This window comes from Nostoc sp. C057 (assembly GCF_013393925.1).
Classification (GTDB): domain Bacteria; phylum Cyanobacteriota; class Cyanobacteriia; order Cyanobacteriales; family Nostocaceae; genus Nostoc; species Nostoc muscorum_A.
In genome coordinates, this window is sequence record NZ_CP040281.1 from 6,051,422 (window position 1) to 6,076,617 (window position 25,196).

17 protein-coding genes, 2 pseudogenes and 1 CRISPR repeat array are annotated in these 25,196 nt (G+C 41.2%); of the genes and pseudogenes, 8 read left to right on the forward strand and 11 right to left on the reverse strand.

Translation table 11 applies throughout. The annotated features are described in order from the left end of the window. Positions 1–310: 310 nt before the first annotated feature. Together FD724_RS26055 and FD724_RS26060 are read left to right on the forward strand one after the other, a co-directional pair. Positions 311–1,057, forward strand: a complete 747-nt coding sequence (locus tag FD724_RS26055) for a hypothetical protein (protein ID WP_179074587.1) — start codon at positions 311–313, stop codon at positions 1,055–1,057. 9 nt (positions 1,058–1,066) lie between these two features. Further along, positions 1,067–1,690, forward strand: a complete 624-nt coding sequence (locus FD724_RS26060; RefSeq protein WP_179074588.1) for a DUF4231 domain-containing protein — start codon at positions 1,067–1,069, stop codon at positions 1,688–1,690. Positions 1,691–2,402: 712 nt separating this feature from the next. On the opposite strand, the gene FD724_RS26065 is transcribed toward FD724_RS26060, so the two are convergent. Then, positions 2,403–5,180, reverse strand: a complete 2,778-nt coding sequence (locus FD724_RS26065) for a pitrilysin family protein (RefSeq protein WP_179074589.1) — start codon at positions 5,178–5,180, stop codon at positions 2,403–2,405. Between the two features lie 568 nt (positions 5,181–5,748). Here FD724_RS26065 and FD724_RS26070 point away from each other — a divergent pair. Continuing rightward, positions 5,749–6,231, forward strand: a complete 483-nt coding sequence (locus tag FD724_RS26070; protein ID WP_218651478.1) for a hypothetical protein — start codon at positions 5,749–5,751, stop codon at positions 6,229–6,231. 140 nt (positions 6,232–6,371) lie between these two features. After that, a CRISPR array of direct repeats spans positions 6,372–7,283; the repeat unit is 37 nt; unit sequence GTTTCAATCCCTAATAGGGATTTTATTTGATTGCAAT. Between the two features lie 368 nt (positions 7,284–7,651). Here the strand turns inward: FD724_RS26070 and FD724_RS26075 are convergent. Together FD724_RS26075 and FD724_RS26080 are read right to left on the reverse strand one after the other, a co-directional pair. Then, on the reverse strand, positions 7,652–8,419 hold the full coding sequence (locus FD724_RS26075; RefSeq protein WP_114083392.1) for a circadian clock KaiB family protein: 768 nt from the start codon (positions 8,417–8,419) through the stop codon (positions 7,652–7,654). A gap of 238 nt (positions 8,420–8,657) precedes the next feature. Continuing rightward, a complete protein-coding gene (locus tag FD724_RS26080) occupies positions 8,658–9,941 on the reverse strand; it encodes a type IV pilus twitching motility protein PilT (RefSeq protein ID WP_179074590.1) in 1,284 nt (427 codons plus the stop codon). A 727-nt stretch (positions 9,942–10,668) separates the two neighbouring features. Between FD724_RS26080 and FD724_RS26085 the strand changes: the two genes are divergently transcribed. Next, complete coding sequence (locus FD724_RS26085; protein ID WP_179075632.1) at positions 10,669–11,043, forward strand: hypothetical protein; 375 nt, start codon at positions 10,669–10,671, stop codon at positions 11,041–11,043. Between the two features lie 252 nt (positions 11,044–11,295). Then, positions 11,296–12,426 (forward strand): non-hydrolyzing UDP-N-acetylglucosamine 2-epimerase, encoded by a 1,131-nt coding sequence (gene wecB / locus FD724_RS26090; RefSeq protein WP_179074591.1) that lies wholly within the window; start codon positions 11,296–11,298, stop codon positions 12,424–12,426. Positions 12,427–12,919: 493 nt separating this feature from the next. Here the strand turns inward: wecB and FD724_RS26095 are convergent, their stop codons facing one another. The 5 genes from FD724_RS26095 to FD724_RS26115 all read right to left on the reverse strand — a co-directional run bounded on the left by FD724_RS26095 (position 12,920) and on the right by FD724_RS26115 (position 16,973). After that, entirely contained in the window at positions 12,920–13,591 is a 672-nt protein-coding gene (locus FD724_RS26095) for a peptidoglycan-binding domain-containing protein (protein WP_179074592.1), read from the reverse strand. A gap of 314 nt (positions 13,592–13,905) precedes the next feature. Beyond that, positions 13,906–14,316 carry a response regulator gene (locus FD724_RS26100; RefSeq protein ID WP_114083396.1) on the reverse strand — a complete coding sequence of 137 codons (411 nt, stop codon included), beginning with the start codon at positions 14,314–14,316 and terminating at the stop codon, positions 13,906–13,908. A gap of 169 nt (positions 14,317–14,485) precedes the next feature. After that, positions 14,486–15,220 (reverse strand): Crp/Fnr family transcriptional regulator, encoded by a 735-nt coding sequence (locus FD724_RS26105; RefSeq protein WP_179074593.1) that lies wholly within the window; start codon positions 15,218–15,220, stop codon positions 14,486–14,488. Between the two features lie 80 nt (positions 15,221–15,300). Then, on the reverse strand, positions 15,301–16,047 hold the full coding sequence (locus FD724_RS26110) for a Crp/Fnr family transcriptional regulator (protein WP_179074594.1): 747 nt from the start codon (positions 16,045–16,047) through the stop codon (positions 15,301–15,303). Positions 16,048–16,235: 188 nt separating this feature from the next. After that, the gene (locus tag FD724_RS26115; RefSeq protein WP_179074595.1) at positions 16,236–16,973 is read right to left on the reverse strand and encodes a Crp/Fnr family transcriptional regulator; all 738 of its coding nucleotides are present in this window, start codon (positions 16,971–16,973) and stop codon (positions 16,236–16,238) included. A 1,044-nt stretch (positions 16,974–18,017) separates the two neighbouring features. On the opposite strand from FD724_RS26115, the gene FD724_RS26120 reads away from it, so the two are divergent. The 3 genes from FD724_RS26120 (at position 18,018) to FD724_RS26130 (ending at position 21,239) form a co-directional block, all read left to right on the forward strand. Beyond that, complete coding sequence (locus tag FD724_RS26120; RefSeq protein ID WP_179074596.1) at positions 18,018–19,055, forward strand: NADP(H)-dependent aldo-keto reductase; 1,038 nt, start codon at positions 18,018–18,020, stop codon at positions 19,053–19,055. Between the two features lie 144 nt (positions 19,056–19,199). Further along, entirely contained in the window at positions 19,200–20,327 is a 1,128-nt protein-coding gene (locus FD724_RS26125) for an aryl-sulfate sulfotransferase (protein WP_179074597.1), read from the forward strand. A 240-nt stretch (positions 20,328–20,567) separates the two neighbouring features. Then, complete coding sequence (locus FD724_RS26130; protein ID WP_179074598.1) at positions 20,568–21,239, forward strand: glutathione S-transferase family protein; 672 nt, start codon at positions 20,568–20,570, stop codon at positions 21,237–21,239. Between the two features lie 71 nt (positions 21,240–21,310). Here FD724_RS26130 and FD724_RS26135 read toward each other — a convergent pair whose 3' ends face one another. From FD724_RS26135 to nrdJ (FD724_RS26145), 3 genes and pseudogenes are all read right to left on the reverse strand, one after another. Beyond that, entirely contained in the window at positions 21,311–22,324 is a 1,014-nt protein-coding gene (locus tag FD724_RS26135) for an NAD(P)-dependent alcohol dehydrogenase (protein ID WP_179074599.1), read from the reverse strand. Positions 22,325–22,512: 188 nt separating this feature from the next. Beyond that, a pseudogene (gene nrdJ / locus FD724_RS26140) lies at positions 22,513–23,586 on the reverse strand (ribonucleoside-triphosphate reductase, adenosylcobalamin-dependent); the annotation flags it as partial. Positions 23,587–23,895: 309 nt separating this feature from the next. Beyond that, positions 23,896–25,125, reverse strand: a pseudogene (gene nrdJ, locus FD724_RS26145) (ribonucleoside-triphosphate reductase, adenosylcobalamin-dependent); the annotation flags it as partial. Positions 25,126–25,196: the final 71 nt, after the last annotated feature.

The following is a 25,196-nucleotide window of genomic DNA, read 5'->3' on the forward strand; positions in this document are numbered from 1 at the left end:
GTTTGTTTGTGCCAACTTATTTATTATTAGGCGTAAGCTTGATTAATGCATTAATTATCATAACGTTGCTTTTTGAAGCTGCACCAAATAATACTTCTGACATAGGCGTAGCCCTTCTCCTGTCGGAGACGCTTCGCGTAGCTTGCTTCCACGAAACGGCTGCGCTCAGGAACCACCCGTCGGAGACATCGCTCCTCGGTAGAACAAAAATCTGAACGCTTCGACAATTAATTGTCGGTAATACAACCCTTGCGGAACATGGCTAGGAACCTCTACCCTGGGAAACTTAATCAGTCAAAATTGTGGACAAATGAAAAATCCTTTGAAATTTACCTTTGACAGAGGACAAACAGCATTAGCTATTCGAGTCGATCGACAAGCCGAATTACCAGATGCTCTTGAGCAAATAGGGCTTGGCGGTTCGCGTTCTATTTTAGTAGTGGTAGGGGGTGCAAGTAAAATCAGTGAAGCTGATTTTCTTCGGATTAAACGGTTGTTTACGGAAGTTTTAGCCCCAATAGCCGAAAGTTTGGGTGCTTATGTTGTCGATGGAGGTACGGATGCGGGAGTTATGCAATTGATGGGTGAGGCTCGTAGCCAGATAGGTGCTAAGTTTGCTTTGATTGGTGTAACACCCGAAAACAAAGTGGCTTTACCTGATCAACAAGAACCCGGTTCTGATTTGACACCGTTAGAGCCAAACCATACTCATTTTGTACTGGTTCCTGGTGATAATTGGGGCGACGAATCACCTTGGATATCTGACGTTGCAACTATGCTGGCCAATAATGCACCTTCAGTAACTGTACTTTTAAACGGTGGTGAGATCACCTTTGATGATGCGTTTTATAGCGTTAATACTGGAAGGTTAGTTGTTGTGATTGCTGGTAGTGGTAGAACCGCAGATATCCTTGCCGATGCCTTGCGTGGAGAGGGTACTGATGAGCGAGCTAAAAAGTTAGCAAAATCTGGTATATTACAATACGTCAACTTGATTGACATCGAGAATGGGGTTAAAAATTTAGGCCAAATAATTAAAGATTTGCTGTCTAATTAGGAGTGAATAATGGCAAAAAAAGATAGTTATCAGGAATTTTTAAAGGAAGATTTTAACAAGTTATTTGAAGGTATGAATTTAGGCGATGGGCAAAGGCATTTTTTGCGATCGCGCTGGTTAGACCAAGTACTCTGGATGGAAGGTAAGGCTAATTTATCACGCGATCGCCATTATTTGTTACGGATAACAACTATTATTGGCGGTGTAATTCTCCCAGCGCTGGTAAGTTTAAACATTAACATTACTTCTCCCTTACAAGTTAATGAAAGATCCAGAAATATCATTATCTGGTCAACTTTTGGTTTAAGTCAAATTGTTGCTATTAGTGCTGCCATTGAAGAGTTTTTTCATTACGGTGAACGTTGGCGACACTATCGTCGTACAGTTGAATCTTTGAAAACCCAAGGGTGGCAATTCTCCCAGTTGACAGGCCCTTATCGTGATTATACAAGCCACCAACAGGCGTTTAATCTTTTCGCGGGTAATGTAGAAGATGTTATTCAACGAGATGTTGAAATATATTCCACTCAAGTTATACAAGAAAAGAAAGAAGAAAAACAGAGCCAGGAAAACTATATCCTGATGCCAAATGCGAAGATAACCAATTTGGAAGAAAAGAAAGAAGAAAAATAAAATCGGAAAAACAAGATAAGTAGGTAGACATAATTAAATATAAAATAAACTCTTAGTTTGTAGTGAGCGATTTATCGCTCAGAGCAAGGAATATCAGGACTAAAGTCCTTACTACAAACTTTAAATTTATTTATGCCTAGATAGTTATTGCGATAGTTATAAGTTAAGATTTCTCTAGTTACATACTTTTTTATGAATTGCATTAGCAATATGAAAGCGCCATTAAAAATTATTTTCCCGATGATTAGGGATAATCAAGGATTAAACTAAGCTGATTGATTTGCAAGAACTCTCATCTGTCTTGGTGCAGCCATCGATTGTTTAAATAAACTCTCCCCCGTTAGGTAAAAACATGGGGAGAGCTAGAACAAAGTTCGGTAGGGTAATCGGGCTACTTAAGTTTTTATTATTTTTAGACTTGATCTTATTCCTCCTAAAGACAGATAAATATTTCATTGGAATTCCACGTTGGTAGCTTTTGAAAAAAAATTCCTCATTTCTATCTAGAAATGGGGAAATAGGAGTTAAAGTTCGTCAGGTGATCGGAATATCTGTTTATTTTGTCCTGATACTATCTTTCTCAATTCCTCCGTTAGATAGAGAAATACTCTCTCAAAATGTTTAGCTATGTGTCTCTTAGCACTGTCAGGTTAAATTTTGAATTTTGAATCTTTCAATTCCATTATCCAAAATTCAAAATTCAGTGAGTTAATTAACCGCCTTTAGGTACAATCTCTCCAGGCCCGGCGGTGACAATTACCAGATTTTCTGGCTTAATTAAATCCTCAATTGCCTGTTGCATTTGAGCCATAGTGACTGCTTGAATCCGTTGAGGAAAGTCTCGGATTTCTGATCGTGAAAGTCCCAAGACAGCATTATCCAAAATGATACTTGATACATTACTGGGATTAGCTAAATCCACGGGGTAGCTATTAGTAAGTGAGCGTTTTGCCGTGTTGAATTCAGCCTCAGTTACTCCTTGTTCGCGCAACTGTTTAAGTAAAGCGAGAGTACTGGCAATCGCTTTTTGGGTATCTCCAGGAGCAGTCTGCATCTGAATCAAGAATGGGCCGGGATTGATGCCGGCGGCAAAACCACTATAGATACCGTAGGTTAGACCGAGGCGATCGCGCACTTCCGTACCCAATCGGCTCGATAAAGTATCACCACCCAAAATTTGATTCAGTATCAGTGCTGCATAATAACGCGGGTCTTTGCGAGAGATGCCGTTGTAGCCGATGTAGGTAACAGCCTCAGCTTTACCAGGAATTATTGTGCTTAAACGTGTCGAAGTTTGCGGTAATGGCACGGATGATATTTTCAGCACAGGTGGCTTACCTGTGGCTTGCCATGTGCCAAACGCCTGATTCAGCAAAGTTTTTACCTTAACTGGATCAAAGTCTCCAACTATTGCGATCGTTGTGTTATCTGGTCGGTAGTGTGTCTGATAAAAGCCAAGCAAATCATCACGACTAATGCTTTTTAAGCTCTCGAATGTAGGAAAGCTATGGAATGGATGATTTTCAGGATAAATTGCCTGCTGGAATACTTGTCGTCCTAGTCCTCTAGGATCATCTAGCTGGACTTTAAGACTTGTCAACGCTCGTTGACGGCTCAATTCTAGCTGGTCGGCGGGGAAAGTGGCGTTTTCTAACACATCTGCCAGAGTTTGAATCAATATCGGCAGGTTCTTTGAAAGTCCTTCACCGCTAACATTCACTCCCTCACGGCTAGCACTGAAGCTCAAATCGGCTCCCAGGTCTTCTAAGGTTTTTGCTAGGGTAAGAGCATTTTTAGTCTGCGTCCCATTCATTAAGTTGGCCGCAGTCAGATTCGCTAATCCAGCTTTTTGATTACCGTCAAATTCAGTACCAGCGTCAATTTGTCCACTCAGGTTAATAGTGGGGAGACTGCGATCGCGTAACAACAAAACCCGCAAACCATTATTTAAGGTAAACTCTTCTGGTAGCGATTGTTTGGCCGAATCTGTAGCTGATGTGGCAGGTGGGAGATATTTAGCTAGTTCTGCCGGATCTACAGGTTTACCGGGGCTGAAATTTTCGACTGTGCGCCCAGAACCAGCGCTAGAAGTCCCTGGTTTTCCATCTGGTTGAGTCGGCTCAAAGAAACCGATGGTTTGTTTAGCCGGATTTAGGTAAGTTTTCGCTACTTTTTGGACTTGGGCTGGGGTGACTTTAGCGATCGCAGCGAGATACTGTTCAATAAAATGATAATCGCCCGCGATCGTTTGGTTATATCCCAATTGGGTAGCCTGGCTAGTAATATCTTGATTACCCAAGATATACGAAGCTTGCAGTTGCGTCTTCGCTCGATTCAATTCTTCTGTGGTGACAGGCTGCTGTTGCAACTTTCCTAAAGATTCCTGAAGCACCTGGGCAATTTTACTTAACTCTTGACCTGGAGCTGCCGTAGCATTAATTTCATACCAACCTGGTTCGATAAGTTCGGCAGCACCGCCACTCACTGAACTAGCGAGTCCAGATTCTACCAAAGCTTGGTAAAGTCTAGAGCTACGTCCACCTGTGAGAATGGCATCCATCACATCAATTGCCGGCACATCAGGATGCTTGATATCTGGTAAAGGATACACTGCTTGTAGCAGTGCCGCACTTCCCGGTTGCTTCAAAACAATCGGTGCTTTTTTAGTAGTAGGGGCAAGTGGAGAAGATGGAGCGACATTTCTCCTTACATTGCCCTGTTGCGATCGTTTTGCCAACTTCCCATAAGTTTCTTGAACAACTTTGAGTACAGGTTCTGTGGCAAAATCCCCCGTAATTACTAACGTGGCATTTTCTGGGCTGTAGTAGGTTTGATAATAATTCCGTACCTGCTCCACCGTGAATTTCTCGACATCAGCTTTTGTGCCTCCCACTGGTAAGCCATAAGCTCTGTTAGGGAAAGCATCTCGCATTACTGCCCGACTCAGACGATAGCCTGGTGAATTTTCGTACCCCTGTAACTCGGATATCACCACTCGCTTTTCACTTGTGAGTTGTTCAGACCCAACTAAGGAATTTTCCATGCGATCGGCTTCCAGTGTCAACAATGCTTCGAGTCTGTCTCGTTGCACTGTGCCAAAATAAGCTGTTTCGTCATAACTAGTAAAAGCATTGAACTGGCTACCCAAGGCACTAAACAATCTTCCAAACTGCACTGGGCGGGCAGTTGTACCCTTGAACATCAAATGTTCTAGCTGGTGAGAAATGCCATTTTCTCCCTTAACTTCGTTACGGGAACCAACTTTATACCAAACTTGTACACTCACCACTGGAGCAGTATGAACTTCCTTGGTTAGCACTGTTAAGCCATTGTCCAACACCGTTTTTTTAACCCCTTGGGTGAATGAGGCCGCAGATACAGGTGCGACTGCTGTCGGTGTTGCAGCATTTATGAAATTGCTCGAAAAAGGCAAAAAAGTTAGGAGCAGACTCAGAAAAAAACCTAAAAACATATATGAACGTAACTTCATAAGCAATGCCAAATGCAAACTTTCTAATTTTGAAGAAGAATTCAGAAGCAAAGCCGGGGACTCCGCAACTCCGGTCACAATCAATTAGTAAGGGACTCGCTACCTCTGTGCTATCCACCAGTTGTACAGCATTCATTCTGTAGCTTGCTTCCCTGAAAGGGTATTCTGACTCCTGAATTCTGTTTTGATAAAACAAAACCTTAGTACCACTTCGTGGAAGTGAGAAGACTTAACATTCTCAGCTTTTTTAACATTTTTAATGGTAGCTTTATTTTTCCTATGCCGTAATAGTCGGTTTTCACGTTGACTTATTTGCAATACACTTACAAGCAATAGTCCACAATAATGGTATAAAAAGTTTTGTTTCTATCCCGTAACACTCATTTCATCTTCTTTTAGATATAAATTTACGTACTGTTACTAATTATTGTAATTATATTAACAACTATTGCAATGTGTTCCATTTGACAAGTGTTTTGGTATGGCTACTTCTACGATTGGTTTGATTCCTAATTGTCATCCCATCAGGGTAGGTATCTCCGTCAAACTAGCAAGAACTTTTTGAGATATGCAAACAAGAAACTTAATTGCATCATTCGCATTAGGTATAGCTTTAACAGCAATACCTGTATTACAGTCTCATGCCTTAGAAGAAAAAACACCGAACTTATATAATTTCACAGGATATAATTCTAAAGGTGAAAAAGTCAGTATTAATTACTCAGCATCAAGCATTACTGGCAAGCCCCTTTTCAACTATCAAGATCAGAAACAGACATTAAACTTTCAGGGAGATGAGATCCGTACTGTCGAAATGGAAATTGGTACACTGGTGACTGTGACTATTAAAAAGACAGTAGATACTGGTTTCACCACATTTAGCTTGCTCATCCCCCATGTAAACCTGGGATATAGCAACGAAGTCAAAATTGTAACTAACGGAATCACAACATTAAATCGGTTTTCTACGATTCCTCAATTCAACCAAGGGCAGAAACAAACTTATACAATAATCCATCTCAAGGGGACAGCCCAAGCTGTCGCTTTTTAAGCACAAGAGGGATAAAAAACATCTAAATTGCATAAACCTAATTAAACGTAGCTCTTGTGGGGCGGTCATATTGCCCGCCCAGCTTATGCAATTTAAATGTGGGATTACTAGTAGTGTTTACTGTCAAGCCCGCGACAGTTGTTTCAATCCCTAATAGGGATTTTATTTGATTGCAATAAATGCTGTGTATTGTGTCGAGGTTTAAGGTTTCGTTTCAATCCCTAATAGGGATTTTATTTGATTGCAATAATCCCAAGGGATTTGGCAAAGTTGGTAGGGATGCTCTGGTTTCAATCCCTAATAGGGATTTTATTTGATTGCAATTGCTTGCTGAGATCGCGCCAGAAGTGGCACGGGAAGGTTTCAATCCCTAATAGGGATTTTATTTGATTGCAATGGAAATGTTGTAATCAATGCTCCATCCTTCGCAACACGGGAAGGTTTCAATCCCTAATAGGGATTTTATTTGATTGCAATCTTATAGGCGTAAATATCTTTGCCTTTGGTGGTTTCAATCCCTAATAGGGATTTTATTTGATTGCAATCCAAGTTCAACAGTTAGAAAACAAAGGACTGCTTGTTTCAATCCCTAATAGGGATTTTATTTGATTGCAATTTTACCTGTATCCTGTCCATACTACGAAGGATTGGGTTTCAATCCCTAATAGGGATTTTATTTGATTGCAATAGAAGTAGTGGCAAGCTTGCCAATGCAGGTAAGAAGTTTCAATCCCTAATAGGGATTTTATTTGATTGCAATAGATACTATAGGTTTGATTCAGTTCGCGCATGGAATGGTTTCAATCCCTAATAGGGATTTTATTTGATTGCAATGCAACGCGCCTAATAGTATTTATATAGACCCTTTGCAAGTTTCAATCCCTAATAGGGATTTTATTTGATTGCAATTTTTTTGAATAAATTGATAGGCAGATAAAACTCGGTTTCAATCCCTAATAGGGATTTTATTTGATTGCAATAAATTAAGCACGAATATTGGTGCAGACTGACTTTGGTTTCAATCCCTAATAGGGATTTTATTTGATTGCAATCGCTGGCATTTGAAAGCTTTGTGTTATTTGGTTTTCAAGGTTCAAGAGCGCGAATAGAAAAATCATAACATGAAGAGTGGCAATGTGTCATACGAAAATCGCTGAAAGTCAGTCCACATAAGGTGCGCGGATGTCTTCAAGATTCTCCAGTCGTCAAGTCTTTGCATACACGGCAATTCAGCCATGTTTGTAGTCACCTCTTCACCAACACCTACCCATTCGCGCACTTGGCAAAAAAACTAGTCTGATTGCAAAGCGGTTCACGAGCCATGAGCTTACTACAGACTTTCTTTGATTTCTAGCAAAAACAATTGCCACCTCTCAAACCTCTGCATTTTACTTTTAACGCTCCAATTTCGTTATAAAACTTAAAATTTTTCCTTAGCAGCTAACATCTGTAAAATCTTTTCTACATGATCCAACTCTCCAACGATTCGCCGAATTGGGTGCGGCCAAACTTTGACAAGGGTAGGAGTTGCAGAAACTTGATTGAGTTCTGCTTGTTCTGGATGACTTAAAACATCAATTACTTTCAGAGTATAAGGATGTCCGAGCGATCGCTCCAACAATTCGTGTAAATTTTGCAGAATGCGTTCGGTTGTACTGCTATGTCCTGCAACAAACAAGCGGAGAACATAGCCTTGTGTGATTACTTCCTTTTTTTGTACTATTACTGGCTGGTGGTATTTTGGCACAGGTTCAGAAAGGTCTAGACGAACAATTAAATCGTGATCTTCCCAAAGCTGCCCAAATGAGGAACGATAAGATGTTAACACCATGCGATCGCACAACCCCTCTTGCCAAGGAGCAGCTTGCCATACTAAATCCCCTGTACCAAAAATGGCATTAAGCAAAGCTTGATGTCTAATTACAGCCGGATAAGCTTCAGCAAAAGTTCGCACTTGTTGAGTACGCGGATCTAACCAGTGGTCAATAGTTGCAGTATAACAAGGCACTAAAAAGTGCGGTGGCTCTGGCAAATCTAGAATTTCTTGCAAAGCCGAACACAAATGCAAATGCCATCGACCTTGTTTGCTAGGGTCGATGCAGTAAATTAAATCTCCTCCAGGTGTAAATAGGGCAATGCCTTTAAACAACTGGGGTGTAGATAGTTTGTTTGTTGTCAAGTTATTCACAAAGGCTAGGAAGCTAAAAGTAAAAATTCTCTCTTTTACCTTTTACCTTAGCTATAACCGCAACCAGGATCAGAAAAATATTTAGGATTGAGGGATGAGGGAGCAGGGGAGGCAGGGGGCAGGGGAAGCAGGGGACAAGGGGATAAGGGGACAAGAGGTGAGAACTTGAAACAAGTCTTTCCCCTTGTCCCCAAATCCTCTTCCCAATTCCCAATGCCCAATTCCCAATGCCCAAATCTTAAACTCTACCTCGGAGAAACTGTGCCATTTCATTAGGAGTTGGCGACATTTCCAAAGCAGTTTCTTCAGTGATGCGACCGTCTTGATAGAGATTGAGTAACGACTGATTCATCGTAATCATGCCGTCAAAGCTAGCTTGTTTCATCAACTCGCCAATTTCATCATACTTACCGTCTTTGATCCATTCTTTAATAGCCTCAGTATTGATCAGCACATCGTGGAAAGCAGCTCGCTTCCCGTCAGTTGTGCGGCACAAACCTTGAGCAATTACCGCTACTAAAGACTCAGAAATTGCTACTCGCATTGCATCCTGTTCGTCACCAGAGTAGAGGTTGAGAATCCGTTCAATGGTTTTAACTGCGCTATTGGTGTGTAGGGTTCCCATGACCAAGTGACCAGTCTGAGCAGCTTTTAGGGCAGTGTTAACTGTTTCCTTATCTCGCATTTCCCCCACCAGAATCAAATCTGGATCTTCCCGCAAAGCTGCTTTCAAAGCGTTGTCAAATTTCCGGGTGTGCATTCCCACTTCCCGTTGTTTGACTAAAGATTTGCGGCTTTGATGGATAAATTCGATTGGGTCTTCAATGGTAATGATATGCTTGGCCATCTCCTTATTGATGTAGTCAACCATCGCTGCCATTGTGGTGGACTTACCAGAACCAGTGGGCCCAGTTACCAAAATTAAACCTTTGTGGTGATGACAAATATCCCGAAAAACTGAGGGTAATCTCAACTGTTCCATAGTTAAGATTTTCAGAGGAATCAACCGCAACACCATCGCAGGCCCTCTAAGAGTGCCAAAAACATTAATCCGCACGCGAGCAAAGTCATATTGAGTTGCTCCGTCAAATTCTAAGTGTTCTTCAAAGCGCTGAATTTCCGCCTCACTCATTACCTCCCGCAACCAATTCATAAAAGCTTCTTTATCTACTTCTGGATAATCCCATGATTGAATTTCTCCTCGGGTGCGGAAGCGCGGTACTTCACCGACACCTAGGTGCAAGTCAGAATATCCCTGATCGTAAGCTTCCCTAATTAACTTCTCTAAAGTGGGCCCCGCACTGCTGGTTTTAGGGAGAACTGAAGTAGGTATTGGCGGTGGACTAACCGGACGATGACCTGCAACAGGTGTGTTGGAACCCCTATCCATTGACATATCCAATGTCTGTGTCATCTGCCTCTGCGTACTAAAGGTTGGCGGAGGTGGTGGCATTGGGGGCATTGGGGGCAAGTTACGTTCGGTAACAGGGCTAGAATTTGATGGAGACTGTGATTCTGTCATATATCTTCACATTTGGCAGGTAAAAATTTGAATGAGTGAGAAGTCAAGCACTTACTTCGATGACTTTTGGAAAATGCTTGCGTGCAAGCCCTAGTCGTGATGGGAGGCGATTGAAAATCTAGAACCACGGTCAATCCATTTCATCCACCTAAACTGGTATCTTTTTTTCTAAGATTCCGCTACTCAGAAAATTTAGAAAAATTATTTAACCTATATATAATGGTTAACACACCTAATAGCTTAGAGCGCCTCAGGAAAAATCCATAGATTATATTGTGCTTTATAATACTTACAACAAAATATGAATATTCTCAGCCATTAGATGAGAAATTTATCTTGGGCATGAATACAAATTGCCAGCAATTAACAGCATAAATACTAACTATTCATTTATTCAGCCCATCTATCAATTATGAGAAGCGCTATCAATTTTTATAAGAAATGTTAAGCTTGGTAGGAGCAATATCTGGGGATCAACGTTAAAAGCCCATACCTTTTAGGTTATATACCTGAAGACAGATGCAGAAAGCAAGTTATTCTAATAGATATAAACTTGGTTTTATATCCACAATTACAAAAAACTAACTGTAAACTTTAGTAAACAAATGCTCATTTTCCTGATTAGTTTTTATATACTGAATTTCACTGAGAAACAAATCAGTTAACTCGCCAAAAGCGAGATATGACTGAAATTAAAATTTGCTGTGTATTTTTGGGAGGAAAAGTCATGGTTTCTGCTGAAAGCTCTAATCTAGGAAAGACCTACTCCTTGTTGATGATTAAAAGCTTTTTAATATGGACTTTTACATTAGCAGTATGCTTGTTGGTTGTCGGTTTTCCATTAGTGGTCTTGATGGCTACGGTTGGATGTCTGTTATCGATCATCTTGCAATCTGTGATGCCTGTTAGTGCTGTTTTGCTTGTAGCAGGTGCTTTAATCATGTTTAATGTCATGGCAGTTGTATTTGCTGCGGGTGTGCTAACTATTAAAGGAGTTCATCCAAGTGAAGTTAAATGGTTAAGCTGGTTGCATGGAGAGGCAGACCCAATGCAGACTACTGTTTATGCTGCTTGCCCTTTAACTTGTGAGATTAAAATGTAGTCATCACAGGTGAATACGACAAACAGTGCGTCTGCCCGGTTAAGCCGGGTTTTTTCATGCTCTCTAATGATGTGATTACAATTGAATTCGATATACAGTTCATCTACCCGATTAAGCCGGGTTTTTTCATGCTTTTTATATAATTTTTCCTTTTATATTTATGATTTGTGTAATGATTGACCGTCAACTATTGACTATTGGTCATAGACCATTGACTATAACCATTGGCAAATGACAGATGACTAATGACTAATGACTAATCAAAAACGGGTTTGCATTATCTTGGGTACTCGTCCCGAAGCGATTAAACTTGCTCCAGTTATTCAGGTTTTCCAGAAGTCTTTAGCTTTTGAGTCGCAAGTAATTCTAACTGGACAACATCGGGAGATGGTTGAGCAAGTTATGCAGCTGTTCAACATCAAGGCAGATTATGATTTGGAAATTATGCAGGTTCAGCAATCTTTAAATGATATTACCTGCCGCAGTTTACAAGGGTTAGAAGCGTTATTTAAAGAGAAAAAGCCAGATTTAGTGGTGGTGCAGGGAGATACGACAACGGCTTTTGCCGCAGCTTTGGCAGCTTTTTATCAAAAAATCCCTATTGGTCATGTAGAAGCAGGTTTAAGAACTGATGATATCTTCAATCCTTACCCAGAAGAAGCCAATCGGCGGTTGATTTCTCAAATTACTCAGTTGCACTTTGCGCCGACTCCTTGGGCTGTGGAAAATTTGCACCGTTCTGGTGTTTTGGGTGAAATTCACATGACGGGTAATACGGTAATTGATGCGCTGTTGAATGTAGCTGCAAGCCAAGCTGTTTGCAATGTACCAGGCTTAGACTGGGATTCATACCGCGTTCTGTTAGCAACAGTTCATCGGCGGGAGAATTGGGGAGAACCCCTGCAAGCGATCGCAGAGGGGTTTTTACAAATCTTAGACAAGTTCCCTGATACAGCTTTATTGCTACCATTACACCGCAATCCCACAGTGCGAGTTCCGTTACAAGAACTTTTAGGGAATCATCCCCGAATTTTCTTGACAGATCCTCTGGATTATGGAGAGTTGGTGGGTGCTATTGGGCGATCGCATCTTTTGCTCACTGACTCTGGTGGTTTGCAAGAAGAAGCCCCCAGTTTGGGAAAACCAGTACTGGTTTTGAGAGATACCACCGAAAGACCAGAGGCTGTTGTAGCCGGTACAGCCAAACTTGTAGGCACTACGAGTGAGAATATTTTTGCATCTGCTACTGAGTTACTAAGCGATCCAGATGCCTATGCAGCAATGGCAAATGCAATTAATCCCTTTGGGGATGGTCATGCAGCAGAGCGCATTTTGCAGATTGTGCAAAATTACTTGGGTGTTTCATCCGAAATATCAACTTAGATTAAACAAAATACAAAATTTCTGTTTTTCAGGGTGTATAAAATCGACTTTTCTTATTTCAATTCAACACAGTTTCAATGTTGTGAAGTGAGCATCTTGCCCGCTTTAAGACGGGCGAGATGTTCAGTTTGCACAGCGTCTCCGATAGGAGAAGTTTTAATCTAGGACTGCCTCAATTTATATTTCTAAAAAAATAGATATAACCTAGAAATGAGATTTTTCAAAAGTGGCTGTTTGATGAAATTGTCTCTAAGAGGATGTTTGAAAAGTCCTCTTCTCGGTAACAAAACGTTTAGATCCCCCTAAATCCCCCTTAAAAAGGGGGACTTTGACTCCGGTTCCACCCTTTTTAAGGGGAGCCAGCGCGGTCTTCTCCCAAGGGGAGACGCTAAAAGCGATGGGGTCTCCCCAAGTGGAGCGACTGGCGTGGGTTAGGAGGGATCAATGAGTGCCTAAAATCACAGCCAACTACTTTTCAAACAACCTCTAACTTTTAAATACCCAGAGCTGCTCTAGTTTCGGGCCCCACCGTACCATCTACAAGTAGACCTTTACTTGCCTGAAAGCTTCGGACTTGGTTAACAGTTTCTTGACCGTAAATTCCATCAACTCTGAGATTACCTAAAGCTGTCTGAACGTCTTTTACAAGCTGACCTTTAGAACCACGGGAAAGAATGACTGAACCACCAACGCCACCAGGTCTACTAGTCACAGGAGGGTTGTTAGGTCTATCAGCAACCCATCGAGCATAAACATATCTACCCGTAGAAAGCCGAGCAAAACCGTTTTCATACCTCTCAATCGCTGGAAGTGTTGCACCATTTGATACACAATCAACATAAGAGTAGTTTGTGCTTGGGCCTGTACGGATACGCAAACAACCGCCGTTAGTCTTTACATAAGCAGCCGAACTCATTTGAATTTGGGTAGCAGCAATAAGCAATACACCAACACCAGCTAAAGCTAACCAAGCTGAAGATTTAAGTAGTTTTTTCCAATTAAACTTAGATTTGCTGTTTGCAGATACCTGTTTTTCAGCAATAACTATGTTGGAAGATTTAAGAGGTTCTTTCCCATTTAATTGAGATTTAGGGAGATTATATTTGGTGTTTTCAGATGCCTCTTCTTGAGCAATAAACATGTGAGAATAAGCAAGATATTCCATAATGCAGCCCTTTATATGAAAAAATGAGTACTCACAGAGAATTACCTTAGTCTTCTCTGTATTTATTCTTAGTATATTTTATATCTCTGCTCTTTCAAAGGTTTTTGCTGGTAGCGGAATTAAAAAAGAATAAAATTAGTCAAAAAATTCCTAAAAAAATGCGATGTCTACGAAGGGCTACGCCAACACGCTGATTTAGTATAAAAATCATCAGGCGTTGGTATAATCCTCGGTAGACATCGCATTTTCAAAATAAATTTAATTTATTTAAAGCTTTATTGCTTAATGCCTCATCCCTAAAACATCCAAATGTGTCAAGCGTATTCTTCGAGCGTAACTAGACTAGCAACTGTAGAAGATAAATCATCTAAGTCTATCGGTTTGCATCGGTATATATCATAACCTGCTAATAATGCCCGATTCTGGTCTTCGTCGAAAGCAGATGCTGTCAGAGCAATAGCTGGAATCTTTCTCCCTCGATTTGCTTCCAGATTTCTGACTTTCATGAGCAGTGAGCAGCCGTTTTCATCTGGTAAGTAAATATCACTAATAAAGATGTCTGGTTTAAAAAATGACATTATTTCTATAGCAGCACCTGCCGAAGCAGCTGTGATAATTTCTGCTCCCTCTAATTCAAACAAGAAGGTAAGTAAAGTTCTCGTATCAGGGTCATCATCTACGACGAGCAATCGTAGACCTTTAAAAGACATTGATTGATTAGACATTATTCTCACCGCCGTCTAGCTCAAACACTTAAAGTAGCAATTGCATCAAATGGCACGCGTTTGTAAATACCTTATGATGCATTCTTTACTAAATCTTAATGGAACTAATTGCTAAGTGTCTGTCCGGTTTCGGACATAATAACTTAGAAAATTGATTCATCGGCGATGTCTACGACGGGCTACGCCTACGCGCCTGATTGCCCAGTAACCGAGTAAATTCGTTTTGTATGACTTGATAACACTCGCAGGAAGTTGCTTCCAAATCCTCTCGGTTGAGAATACTAATTTGACCACGCTGATAGCGAATCATTCCGGCTCGGCTGAGGGTGCTAGCCGCTACTGTCACACCAGAACGACGTACACCTAGCATCTGGGCGATAAATTCTTGCGTGAGTGGAAAATCATCTGATTCAAAACGGTCAGAAACTGTGAGAAGCCAACGAGCTAGCCGTTCTTCTAGTGTATGAAGACGGTTGCAAGCACATCCTTGCGTAAGTTCTGTATATATAGCTCGTACATAGCGCAGCAGCAGCTTTTGAATAGCTCCGCCCCGATTGAACTCGGTTCTCAGAATATCTGCATCCATCCGCATTCCCTCGCCCGCAACTTGGACAAACGCTTTTGTGGTTGTTGTATTGCCTCCTAAAATTATTGGGATACCGACCATACCTTCATTGCTAACTATCCCAACTTCCACCGTTGAACCATCTTCCATAATAGTGACTATAGAAACCACTGCGTTTTGGGGAAAATAGACCTCTGTGATAGGTTCTCCTGGTTCATAAATGACTTGCCGAGTCGGAAGCGAAACTAATTTCAGATGGGGAACAAGACGCTCATAATCACTAGTTGGCAAAGCCGCTAGTAATCTATTTACTTGCGGCTTAAGAGTATTTTCACTCACTGAACATTAAAAGAGAAATTTCCTCAAAATACTTTAAATCAAGTTACTTTTGCGAGTCTGTTCGGTTTCGTACACATAACTCAAAAAAATTTTCTGGCTCGGTTACTGGGCAAAAAGCCCAGTAACCGAGCAAATTCGTTTTGTATGACTTGATAACACTCGCAGGAAGTTGCTTCCAAATCCTCCCGGTTCAGGATGCTAATATGACCACGTTGATAGCGAATCATTCCGGCTCGGCTGAGGGTGCTAGCCGCTACCGTCACACCAGAACGACGTACACCTAGCATCTGGGAGATAAATTCTTGCGTGAGCGGAAAATCTTCTGATTCCAAACGGTCAGAGACTGTCAGTAGCCATCGGGCTAGCCGTTCTTCGAGAGTATGAAGACGGTTGCAAGCCGCTCCTTGCGCTAGTTCAGAGTATACAGCTTGTACATAGCACAGCAGCAGGGTTTGAATAGCTCCGCCTCGATTGAACTCGTTTCTGAGTACATCTGCATTAATTTGCATAGCAGCGCCCGCAACTTGGACAAACGCTGTTGTGGTTGTGGTGTTGTCTCCTAAAATTACTGGGATACCCACCATGCCTTCATTGCTTACTATCCCAACTTCTGCCGTTGAGCCATCTTCCATAGTGGTGACTATAGAAACCACTGACTTATCAGGAAAATAGACCTGTGTGATGGGTTCGGCTGCTTCATAAAGAATTTGCTGAACTGGAAGCTTAACTAGCTTTAGATGGGGAACAAGATGCTCATAATCACTAGCTGGTAAGGCTGCAAGCAGCTTATTTGATGGTTGCTGAAAAAGGTTTTTGTCTAATGACATTAGAAGTCACTCTCCTTAAGGTAGGTGACTTTAGAAAAGTCAACTCAGGGCACAAGGAAAGGATTAAGGTTCTGATCCTAATGTCAAAAGGTGTATTCTCTAAAGGAACACGGGGACAATCTAAAAAATCTTAAATGAACACATTTCTTCAAGTCTGTGCGGTATCGTACATAGAGGCTAGAAAAAAATTATTTTTTCCGTTTATTGGGCTTATTGCCCAATAAACGGATATATTCATTTTCTATAATCTGATAACATTCGCAGGAGGTTTTTTCTAAAGCTTCTCGATTCAGGATGTTAATCTGACCACGGTGATAGGTGATGATTCCGGCTTCGCTCAAGATATTCGCTGCTTCGGTGACACCAGCACGACGTACACCCAGCATCTGTGAAATAAATTCTTGCGTGAGGGGAAATTCTTCTGATTCCAGACGGTCAGAAACTGTTAACAGCCACCGAGCCAGTCGGCTCTCTAGCTTATGAAGACGGTTGCAGGCAGATCCTTGTGCTATTTGAGTGTATACACCTTGCACGTAGCGTAGCAACAGGTTCTGAAGGGCTGTACCCCGATTAAACTCACTTCTGAATATATTTGCATCCATCTGCATAGCACTGTCTGGAATCTGCACTAATGCTGTTGTGGTTGTGATGCTGTCTCCTAAAATTACTGGGATACCTACCATGCCTTCATTGCTCACTAAACCAGCTTCCACAGTCGAGCCATCTTCCATAGTGGTGATTATAGAAACCACTGCTTTATTAGGAAAATAGACTTGTGCGATCGGTTCGCCTGCTTCGTGAAGTATTTGCCTATTTGAGAGCGAAACTAGCTTTAGATGGGGCGCAAGACGTTCATAATCACTGTCTGGCAAAGCTGCCAGCAGATTATTTGCTGGTTGCTCAAGGGTATTTTTGTCTAATGACATTGGGGTTCTCCTGAATCTAGCAGTCTCTAGAAAAGGCAACTTGCGGCATAAGGAGAAAATCAAGAGTCTAACCCTAAATGTCAAAAGATGTATTTCCTAAAAAAGTTATAATAGAAAATTGAGATTTTTATATTCATATATAATATAACATAATTAAATTAGTTATTCATAGTAACAAAAAATCCAGATTATAGACCAAAAAACTTAGTATAGGTGTCTGAGGTATCTATACTAAAGACTGAAAAACATAATACAAATTAATAGCAAAGTATTAAGCATATACTACAGTAAAAAACTATATTTCTATTGTTAACTACTGGCTTTATCAAAGTTAATAGAAAGTATAAAAAAATCAGTAGGTCAGTTTAAAGGTAAGGAATCCCAAAAAGTTGGAATTGCTAAATTTCACAGGAATTGCACTTGCGATTGCAGAATTAAGTCAAATTACGTTTACTCATCATATGGACACGAGAATCTTTGTCAGCGATCGCAGCAAAAAATCCTTGGTTGCACAAGTCCTTGCAACCCTAAGTCTTTGTCGTTGCGATCGGATATTGTGACCTTTCCCGATAGACTCGGTATATTTTGATTGTTCACGAAAATAATATACTTTTTCAGAAGCATATTAATATGAACATTTATTAAGACTTAATTCCAGAATAATCTTAAGATTTTTGGTATACTACGGTAAACTAACTGATTTATCGTAGTATATGCTTGGGCTGAAACAGTCTATTCCACAAAAACCCAATAAAAGCAAGTACTTTGTACTACAATTTTAGATTTTTATGACTCCACAAACTAGCTTACTTATCGGATTACTTTATGCAACAATAAGCAACTTCATTCATTAAATACGATTTAACTATCTATTTTTAGTAGTTTCAGTAAAATAATATTTTGCTGAAAAATTTATATTGGCTTAGTGCCAAACTAAGTTTTGTTTGAAGCTAAGTTAATTAAAAATAATAACGTACTTGACAAAATGTAAAATCTCCAACAAAAATATCACTGTTAAATCAAACAGAATAACAACACGAAAACATGAAGTATAACCAACTTGGCAAGAGCGACTTAAAAGTTTCTGAGATTTGTTTGGGCACTATGACTTATGGACAGCAAAATACTATTGAAGAAGCCCATGCTCAGTTAGATTATTCTATTGCTCAAGGAGTAAACTTTATTGATGCTGCGGAGATGTATCCAGTTCCAACAAGTGCCGAAACTTATGGATTAACTGAAACTTACATTGGGGAATGGTTAAAACGCCAACAAAGAGAACAACTGATTATAGCGACTAAGATTGCTGGCCCTGGACGTGGCTTTAAATGGTTACGGAATGGAGCCAAAGCAATTGATCGTGATAATATCAAACAAGCTGTAGATGATAGTTTAAAAAGATTACAAACTGATTATATTGATCTCTACCAAATCCACTGGCCAGATCGCTACGTGCCAAGATTTGGGCAAACGGTATTCGATCCGACTCAAGTGGGAGAAACAGTTCCTATCGCTGAACAGCTAGCAGTTTTTGCCGATGTCATTAAGGCAGGAAAAATTCGCTATATCGGTTTAAGTAACGAAACTCCTTGGGGAGTAGCACAGTTTAGTAACGCTGCTAAACAATTAGGATTACCCAAAGTTGTCTCTATTCAAAATGCTTACAACTTACTAAATCGAGTATTTGATGGAGCCTTAGCAGAAGCAGTTTATTACGAAGAAATTGGATTACTAGCTTATAGTCCTTTGGCTTTTGGTTTATTGACTGGTAAATACCTGAATGGCAAACCAGAAAAAGCAAGATTCAGTTTATTTGAAAATTTTGGTCAACGCTACTTAAAACCAAAAGTTAGTGAAGCAGTAGCAGCTTACATAGATATTGCCAAGCGCTATCAACTAAGTCCAGCGCATCTGTCTTTGGCATTTGTGCGGAGTCGTTGGTTTGTCCCTAGCACAATTATTGGTGCTACGACACTAGAACAACTCAAAGAGAATTTGGAAAGTGTAGATGTAGTTCTCAGTAAAGACATTTTGGAAGAGTTGGATGTAGTTCATGGTCAGTCTCCAAACCCAGCACCATGAACAATTAAAAATTAAAAATTAGAAATTAGAAATTCAAACATTTTAGACAGTTCACCTCGTTACCAGGCTCCAGCCTGGTAATGCCTCCCTAGAGGCTCTGGCTCTCATTATTAGATTCAAAACTAGATATTTAGTAGGTAGGATATGACTTTTACAGCAACATCGATTGACCAAAATACTATTCGTCGTCGGGGTACTGGTTTAAAGGCTTATAATCCCGAAAAAGTATTTAAAGGATACACACTTTTCACGCCTCTGACAGGTCAAGGTGAAGTCTATCTTTTGAACTTAGAAGGAGAAGTAGTACACCAGTGGAATCTGCCATATCCACCAGGGTTATATGGTTATCTCTTACCTAATGGCAACCTTTTTTATAACGGTAAGACTCCACCAGAAGAACCACTGCGTTTTGCTTTGTGGGCTGCGTTTAAAAGTGGTGTTGTTTTAGAGGCAGATCCCAAAGGAAATATTATTTGGGAATATAAGCATCCAGATCATCATCACGATGGACGCAGACTAGCCAATGGCAACACAATTTTACTCGCCATTGAAAAAATACCTCAGTCGTTGGTACCTCGTATCAAAGGCGGCGTAACAGGTACAGAGCCAGATGGGAATATATATGCGGATGTGCTTTATGAAGTGACTCCAGGAGGGGAAATTGTTTGGACTTGGCACGCCCACGAACACCTCGATCCAGATATATTTACCATTACGCCCCAGGATCATCGACATGAATGGACTCATGGAAATACTGTGGGAGAACTCGCTGATGGCAACATTATAGTCAGCTTTCGTAATATATCCACAGTTGTCATTATCGATCGCAAAACCGGAGAAATTATTTGGACGTTGGGTGATGACGTGCTAGCACAGCAGCACTTTCCGAACGAGCTAGCTAACGGTAATATCCTGATTTTCGACAATGGCGCACATCGCCGTAACGTCGCTCTCAATTTCTCCCGTGTGATTGAGGTAAACCGTCAAACGAAAGAGATAGTTTGGGAATATACCGATAACCCGCCTCAAAATTTCTTCAGTGCATACATATCAGGAGCGCAACGTTTAGCGAATGGCAATACCTTGATTACAGAAGGTGCTTACGGCCGGATATTCGAGGTGACAGTTGCAGGAGAGATTGTTTGGGAATACATCAACCCCTACTTTGCAACTCGGAATATTCCAGGTGAGAAATCGCCGGTCACTCGTGGGGAGCAGAATACAGTCTTCCGCGCCTTCCGTTATGCACCTGAAGAAGTGCCTTGGCTTTAGTAGTTTGTCAAGCTAATAAAAGCCTGGTACGTAGTAAGCACTGAAGTGCTTAGAAAATTAAGGACTAAAGTCCTTACTACGAACTTCTCATATTAAAAGTTTGGTTAGTGTCGAGAATTTTTCACGCTTCATGCGCCTCAAAGGGGCTTCAGGACACTAACAATTGAAGATTTGGGATTTTGGATTCAAATTCAATTCCCAATGCCGATTAACAAGTCCTATTTACCAAGGTACTTAAACATGGCCCAAATCAAAGTATACAGTGCAGTTGTTTGTCCTTATGCTCACCGTACCCGTTTGGTACTCCAAGAGAAGAGCATTGACTTCGATTTGATTGAGATTGATTTGCAGAACAAGCCTGAAGGGTTTACCAAAGTTTCCCCCTATGGTAAAGTACCTGCACTAACTCATGGCGATAACCGAGTTTGGGAATCAGCAGTAATTAACGAGTATCTCGATGAGGTATTTCCCAATCCACCACTGTTACCTAGCAATCCTGCTGCTAGGGCGCAGGCTCGTATCTGGATCGATTTTGCTAACACCAGATTCGTCCCCGCTTTTTCTACCCTACTGCGGAGTTCAGATCCGCAAAAACAAGAAGAAGCTAAACAGGAACTATACAAACACCTGGAATTCGTTGAAAACGAAGGTTTGGCAAAGCTTTCTGGGGAAGGTCCTTACTGGTTTGGTGAATCTATCAGTTTGGTCGATTTCACCTATTTCCCCTGGTTTGAGCGCTGGGCTGCACTAAAGCAGTATCGTGGTTTTGGGATACCAGAAGAGTTTACCCGTGTACGCCAGTGGAAACATGCTTTGAAAGAGCGTGAATCTGTGAAAGCGATCGCAAACTCTAAGGAATTCTACATAGAGCGATATGCTAAATTCGCTGCGCCTACTCTCGCTGCTGTATAAACGTAATTAATAATTATGTTTCAAGTGGGAATTTAAACCCCACTTGAAACATAGAATTAAACTCTTTACAATTACGAATTACGAATTACGACTTTCCCAAAATGAGCCGCACTTTTGAGATAACTGTAAGCTTCTCTTGCCTCAGTGAATGGAAAAACTCGATCAATAATTGGTTTGATTTGATGCTGTTGCATCGCCTGATTCATCGCCTCAAACATTTCCCGACTGCCGACATAAATGCCCTGAACTGTTAAACTCTTAAAAAGTATTGGCATGGGGTCAATTTCACTTCCTCTTCCTGACAATACGCCAATCAAACTAATCCGTCCCCCAATACGGACTGCTTGTAGTGATTTTGGCAGAGTACCTGCACCTCCTACTTCAACTACATAATCTACACCAGTGCGATTAGTTAATTGATAAACTTGCTTTTCCCAATCTGGTGTTGTTTTGTAGTTGATTGTCTCGTCAGCACCAAGCTGTTTAGCTCGTGCTAATTTAGCATCACTGCTGGAAGTAATAATTGCTCTAGCACCATGTATCTTGGCAAACTGGAGAGCAAAAATCGAAACTCCCCCAGTACCGAGTAATAAAACACTATCACCTGCGCCAATATTGCCTTTTGTCACCAGTCCGTGCCAAGCTGTGACTGCTGCACAGGGTAAAGTTGCCCCTTCAATGTAGGATAGATAGTTTGGTAATATCACCAATCCATCTTGGTGTAATACGACATATTCAGCCAGCATTCCATCGATACCGCCTCCGAGATCAGATTTCATTTTCTCTTTGGTTAAAGAGCCATAAATCCAGTCTTGGAAGAAAATACCAGCGACGCGATCGCCTATTTTCACCCGTGTCACACCTTCACCTACGGCCACAACTTCCCCCGCACCGTCAGATAGGGGAATTAACGGATACTTCTGTCCAGCACCGTAAGCACCCTCAGCGACGAGCAAATCGCGGTAATTTAGGGATGTTGCTTTGACTTGGATGAGAACTTGTCCCGCAGTTGGTTTTGGTTCAGCGCGCTCGACTAATGCGATCGCATCAATCCCGCCGTTGCTTTGAATTTCGTAAGCTTTCATACAAAAAGCAGTGGTTTAATGTCATATTAAACCACTGCTGTTTATTGTAATAAATTAGGACTTACGCACAATATTTCTCAAACTCTCATTTCTCTGTGTCCTCTGCGTCTCTGTGGTTCGTTATTCCGTAACTCGTGCTTAAGTCCTATAAATAAACAGTGCCTACCCTAAATTGATGTTATTTCGCCTTATGAGCTTGGTTGCTGATCGGGAAACATACACTTATCAGAATCACAACCACTAGGGCCAGCCTCTGACATTTCACCTAAATCGTAGCGGCTTAAGACTGCACAGAAATCATCTGTTTTCCGTCGTGCTTTCACCTCTTGATTCAAGCGCTCGTAGGTTGGTTTATCTATTGGTTCAAATGGCAAACGGGGGAATGATTGCAAGTCATCAAAACGAGCTAAAAGAGCTGCTGAAATATATCCCTGATCGCTTTGAATAGTTTCATAGATTTTCTGTCCCAAAGGTTCGATTTCATCAGAACGCAGTTCCAAAGTAGCTGATGTGTTGTGAGTTACATACCAACGTTGAACCTGGAGGACAAAATCAAATTGAGCTAAGACTGAAAACTTAGAAACATCAATCTCATCAGCACCTGGTAAATCTGCCCAAGATACAGAAACAGGGATTTCTACCAACCATTCACTCACCCGTGAATCAAAGGGATCGTTGAGCAAATTGCCCTGTTCATCTTTGTCTGATTGTGAGGGAATGACATTATAACCGTAGTCAATACAGGCTAAAGCTACTGGATCATTTTTGCCGAAGGTGATGCGGCGAATAAATCTTTGGGCTTTGGGAGGATGCCATCCTGAACTAGCATTAGTTAACAAAGCCTTAGTACCACTGGGTTGGACTGTGGTACAGCGATTGGGACGTTTGAGATTGTGGCGATCGCAATAATCCCAAACTACACGATGTACAATATCTCTCCAAGAACTTAGATATTTTTCTTCCTCACGCTTGAAAGCTAACCCTTGTGGAGTTGCAGGTCTTCCTGCTTCCCACCAGCGCAGCCAATCAACACCAAAAGCATGGACAAAGAAATCAAATAAACCTGTAAAAGAAACTCCCACAATTGGGTCTAATTCACGGCTGTATTGATAGCGTGGTTCTAAGAATTTGTGATTTAAAAGTGCCGCAACAGATAACGCCCCAGCAGTGAAAGCTTCTTCTTGTTCTTTGTAGTTACGTGGGTCGATTTGATTAAGGTGAACCTCAGACAAATTACAGTGAAAATTACTACCAATGATTTCCAAATTTGTTACCCTAGAGGCTTTTTATCCCCTAGTTCTACTGCTTGATTATTTGCAGTAGCTCCGCGTACCTTTTGCAGATGTGACTTTAGATAATAAAAGTGTTTCGGCTCCGCTCAACACAAGTATTTTTCACATCCACCCTCGCACTCTTGGAGAGATTATATTCTAGACACAAATTTCTGATGTCATCTAGTTTCACTCTCTACGCTGTACGGTGTCAAAGACTTTTTAATTCCTTTGATTACCACGGGATTAGCATCTCAGCTTTCCCCGTTTTTGCGAGGTTTTTAACGTGAGGCAAAATCACTTACCACACGGATTTAGCCCATAGCGAGCTAAACGATGTTCTAACTCATTAGCATCAAGATTTGAATAACGTTCTTCTAACCACTGTTTTGCTGTTCCTTGTTCATAAGCTTGTAAAAACTCAACTTTTAGAGCTTGTGTTGGCAGCAAATCAATATTCGATCGCGCTACAGCTTCACCAGCCCATTGAATCGCTCCCTCGCCGCTATAATACTGTTTGCGAACAGCATTAAGACATTCTTCTAAGGTTGGCTTGCGGTGAAAAACTCTGGTATGGTTTGCCATCCTGAGTGCATCGCGCTCTGGATCAATTCGCCAGTTGCCATTTTCATCTTGCTGCCATAAGTTATCTTTGGCATCAGCAAACAAACTATCTTCGCTAGAACCTTGCCTCATGCCAGCTGATCTTCTAATATTACCGGCAACAATTGTTACAGCAGCTTGATCGATTAATAGACAGCATTCAACTGAATTTAATTGTCGTCCTAAAGCTTTATTCAGAATAGATGCACAACGCTGATAAAGTCCGGGCAATTTTACAGGATTAGCAACTCCTCCAAAGCCGTTGAGAGTTTCTCCGGCTTTTCGGACATCGCTGATATCAACTAATACTTCAACTGCTGCTGAAAACTGTTCATTAGTGGAAAGTTCTAATAGGGCTTGATATGATTCAACCCAACCTTCACGGCTATCTCCAACGTGAATAGTGACGTTATTGCCTTCTATATGAGTTTGAGTATATTCACGTCGCTGTTGCACAGGAGTGCTGCCAATTTCACCTTTTACAGTGACATTCAGTTGATTACGGATAGGAGGTAACTGGTTAATAAATTGTGGTTCTAGGACGGCTCCAGTACCACAGCCCATCATTGCCAAATCCATCATTAACCCGAAGGCACTCCAGTCTTCGAGATTGGTAGAGGTGCAATTATAAGCGCCGGAAAAGTTCTTTGGTTTGGTTATCCAGTCTGTACCACCAACCCATAGCCAGCGTCCACTGGGCATAGCTTTCAAGTTGCGCTGCATCTTATCCAGTATGGCAGCTTCTTCTTGAGTGAGCTTTCCCAACTCGACTAAGCCGAGGAGAGTGCGATCGCATACCTCATCCCATGTTTCCCTTAATCCCGCCTTTGTGCGGCGGCTATAGGTTCTAAAAAATACGGGATTTGCAGCCGGTGCTGTTTCAGGAAACTTTGCACTCTGGCGTTTTCTTTCTAGCTCTCGAACCATATATTAAGTGTCTTGCGTTCTTGTTGCGTGCGGACAGATTATGACTATACGCCAAGTAGTTTGAGTATTAA

Coding starts and splice junctions, on each gene's coding strand:
- FD724_RS26070 (WP_218651478.1), top strand. CDS start 5,749: ATGCAAACAAGAAACTTAATTGCATCATTCGCATTAGGTATAGCTTTA.
- FD724_RS26110 (WP_179074594.1), bottom strand. CDS start 16,047: ATGTCATTAGACAAAAACCTTTTTCAGCAACCATCAAATAAGCTGCTT.
- FD724_RS26125 (WP_179074597.1), top strand. CDS start 19,200: ATGACTTTTACAGCAACATCGATTGACCAAAATACTATTCGTCGTCGG.
- FD724_RS26065 (WP_179074589.1), bottom strand. CDS start 5,180: ATGAAGTTACGTTCATATATGTTTTTAGGTTTTTTTCTGAGTCTGCTC.
- FD724_RS26130 (WP_179074598.1), top strand. CDS start 20,568: ATGGCCCAAATCAAAGTATACAGTGCAGTTGTTTGTCCTTATGCTCAC.
- FD724_RS26135 (WP_179074599.1), bottom strand. CDS start 22,324: ATGAAAGCTTACGAAATTCAAAGCAACGGCGGGATTGATGCGATCGCA.
- FD724_RS26115 (WP_179074595.1), bottom strand. CDS start 16,973: ATGTCATTAGACAAAAATACCCTTGAGCAACCAGCAAATAATCTGCTG.
- wecB (WP_179074591.1), top strand. CDS start 11,296: ATGACTAATCAAAAACGGGTTTGCATTATCTTGGGTACTCGTCCCGAA.
- FD724_RS26095 (WP_179074592.1), bottom strand. CDS start 13,591: ATGGAATATCTTGCTTATTCTCACATGTTTATTGCTCAAGAAGAGGCA.
- FD724_RS26100 (WP_114083396.1), bottom strand. CDS start 14,316: ATGTCTAATCAATCAATGTCTTTTAAAGGTCTACGATTGCTCGTCGTA.
- FD724_RS26085 (WP_179075632.1), top strand. CDS start 10,669: ATGGTTTCTGCTGAAAGCTCTAATCTAGGAAAGACCTACTCCTTGTTG.
- FD724_RS26080 (WP_179074590.1), bottom strand. CDS start 9,941: ATGACAGAATCACAGTCTCCATCAAATTCTAGCCCTGTTACCGAACGT.
- FD724_RS26055 (WP_179074587.1), top strand. CDS start 311: ATGAAAAATCCTTTGAAATTTACCTTTGACAGAGGACAAACAGCATTA.
- FD724_RS26060 (WP_179074588.1), top strand. CDS start 1,067: ATGGCAAAAAAAGATAGTTATCAGGAATTTTTAAAGGAAGATTTTAAC.
- FD724_RS26120 (WP_179074596.1), top strand. CDS start 18,018: ATGAAGTATAACCAACTTGGCAAGAGCGACTTAAAAGTTTCTGAGATT.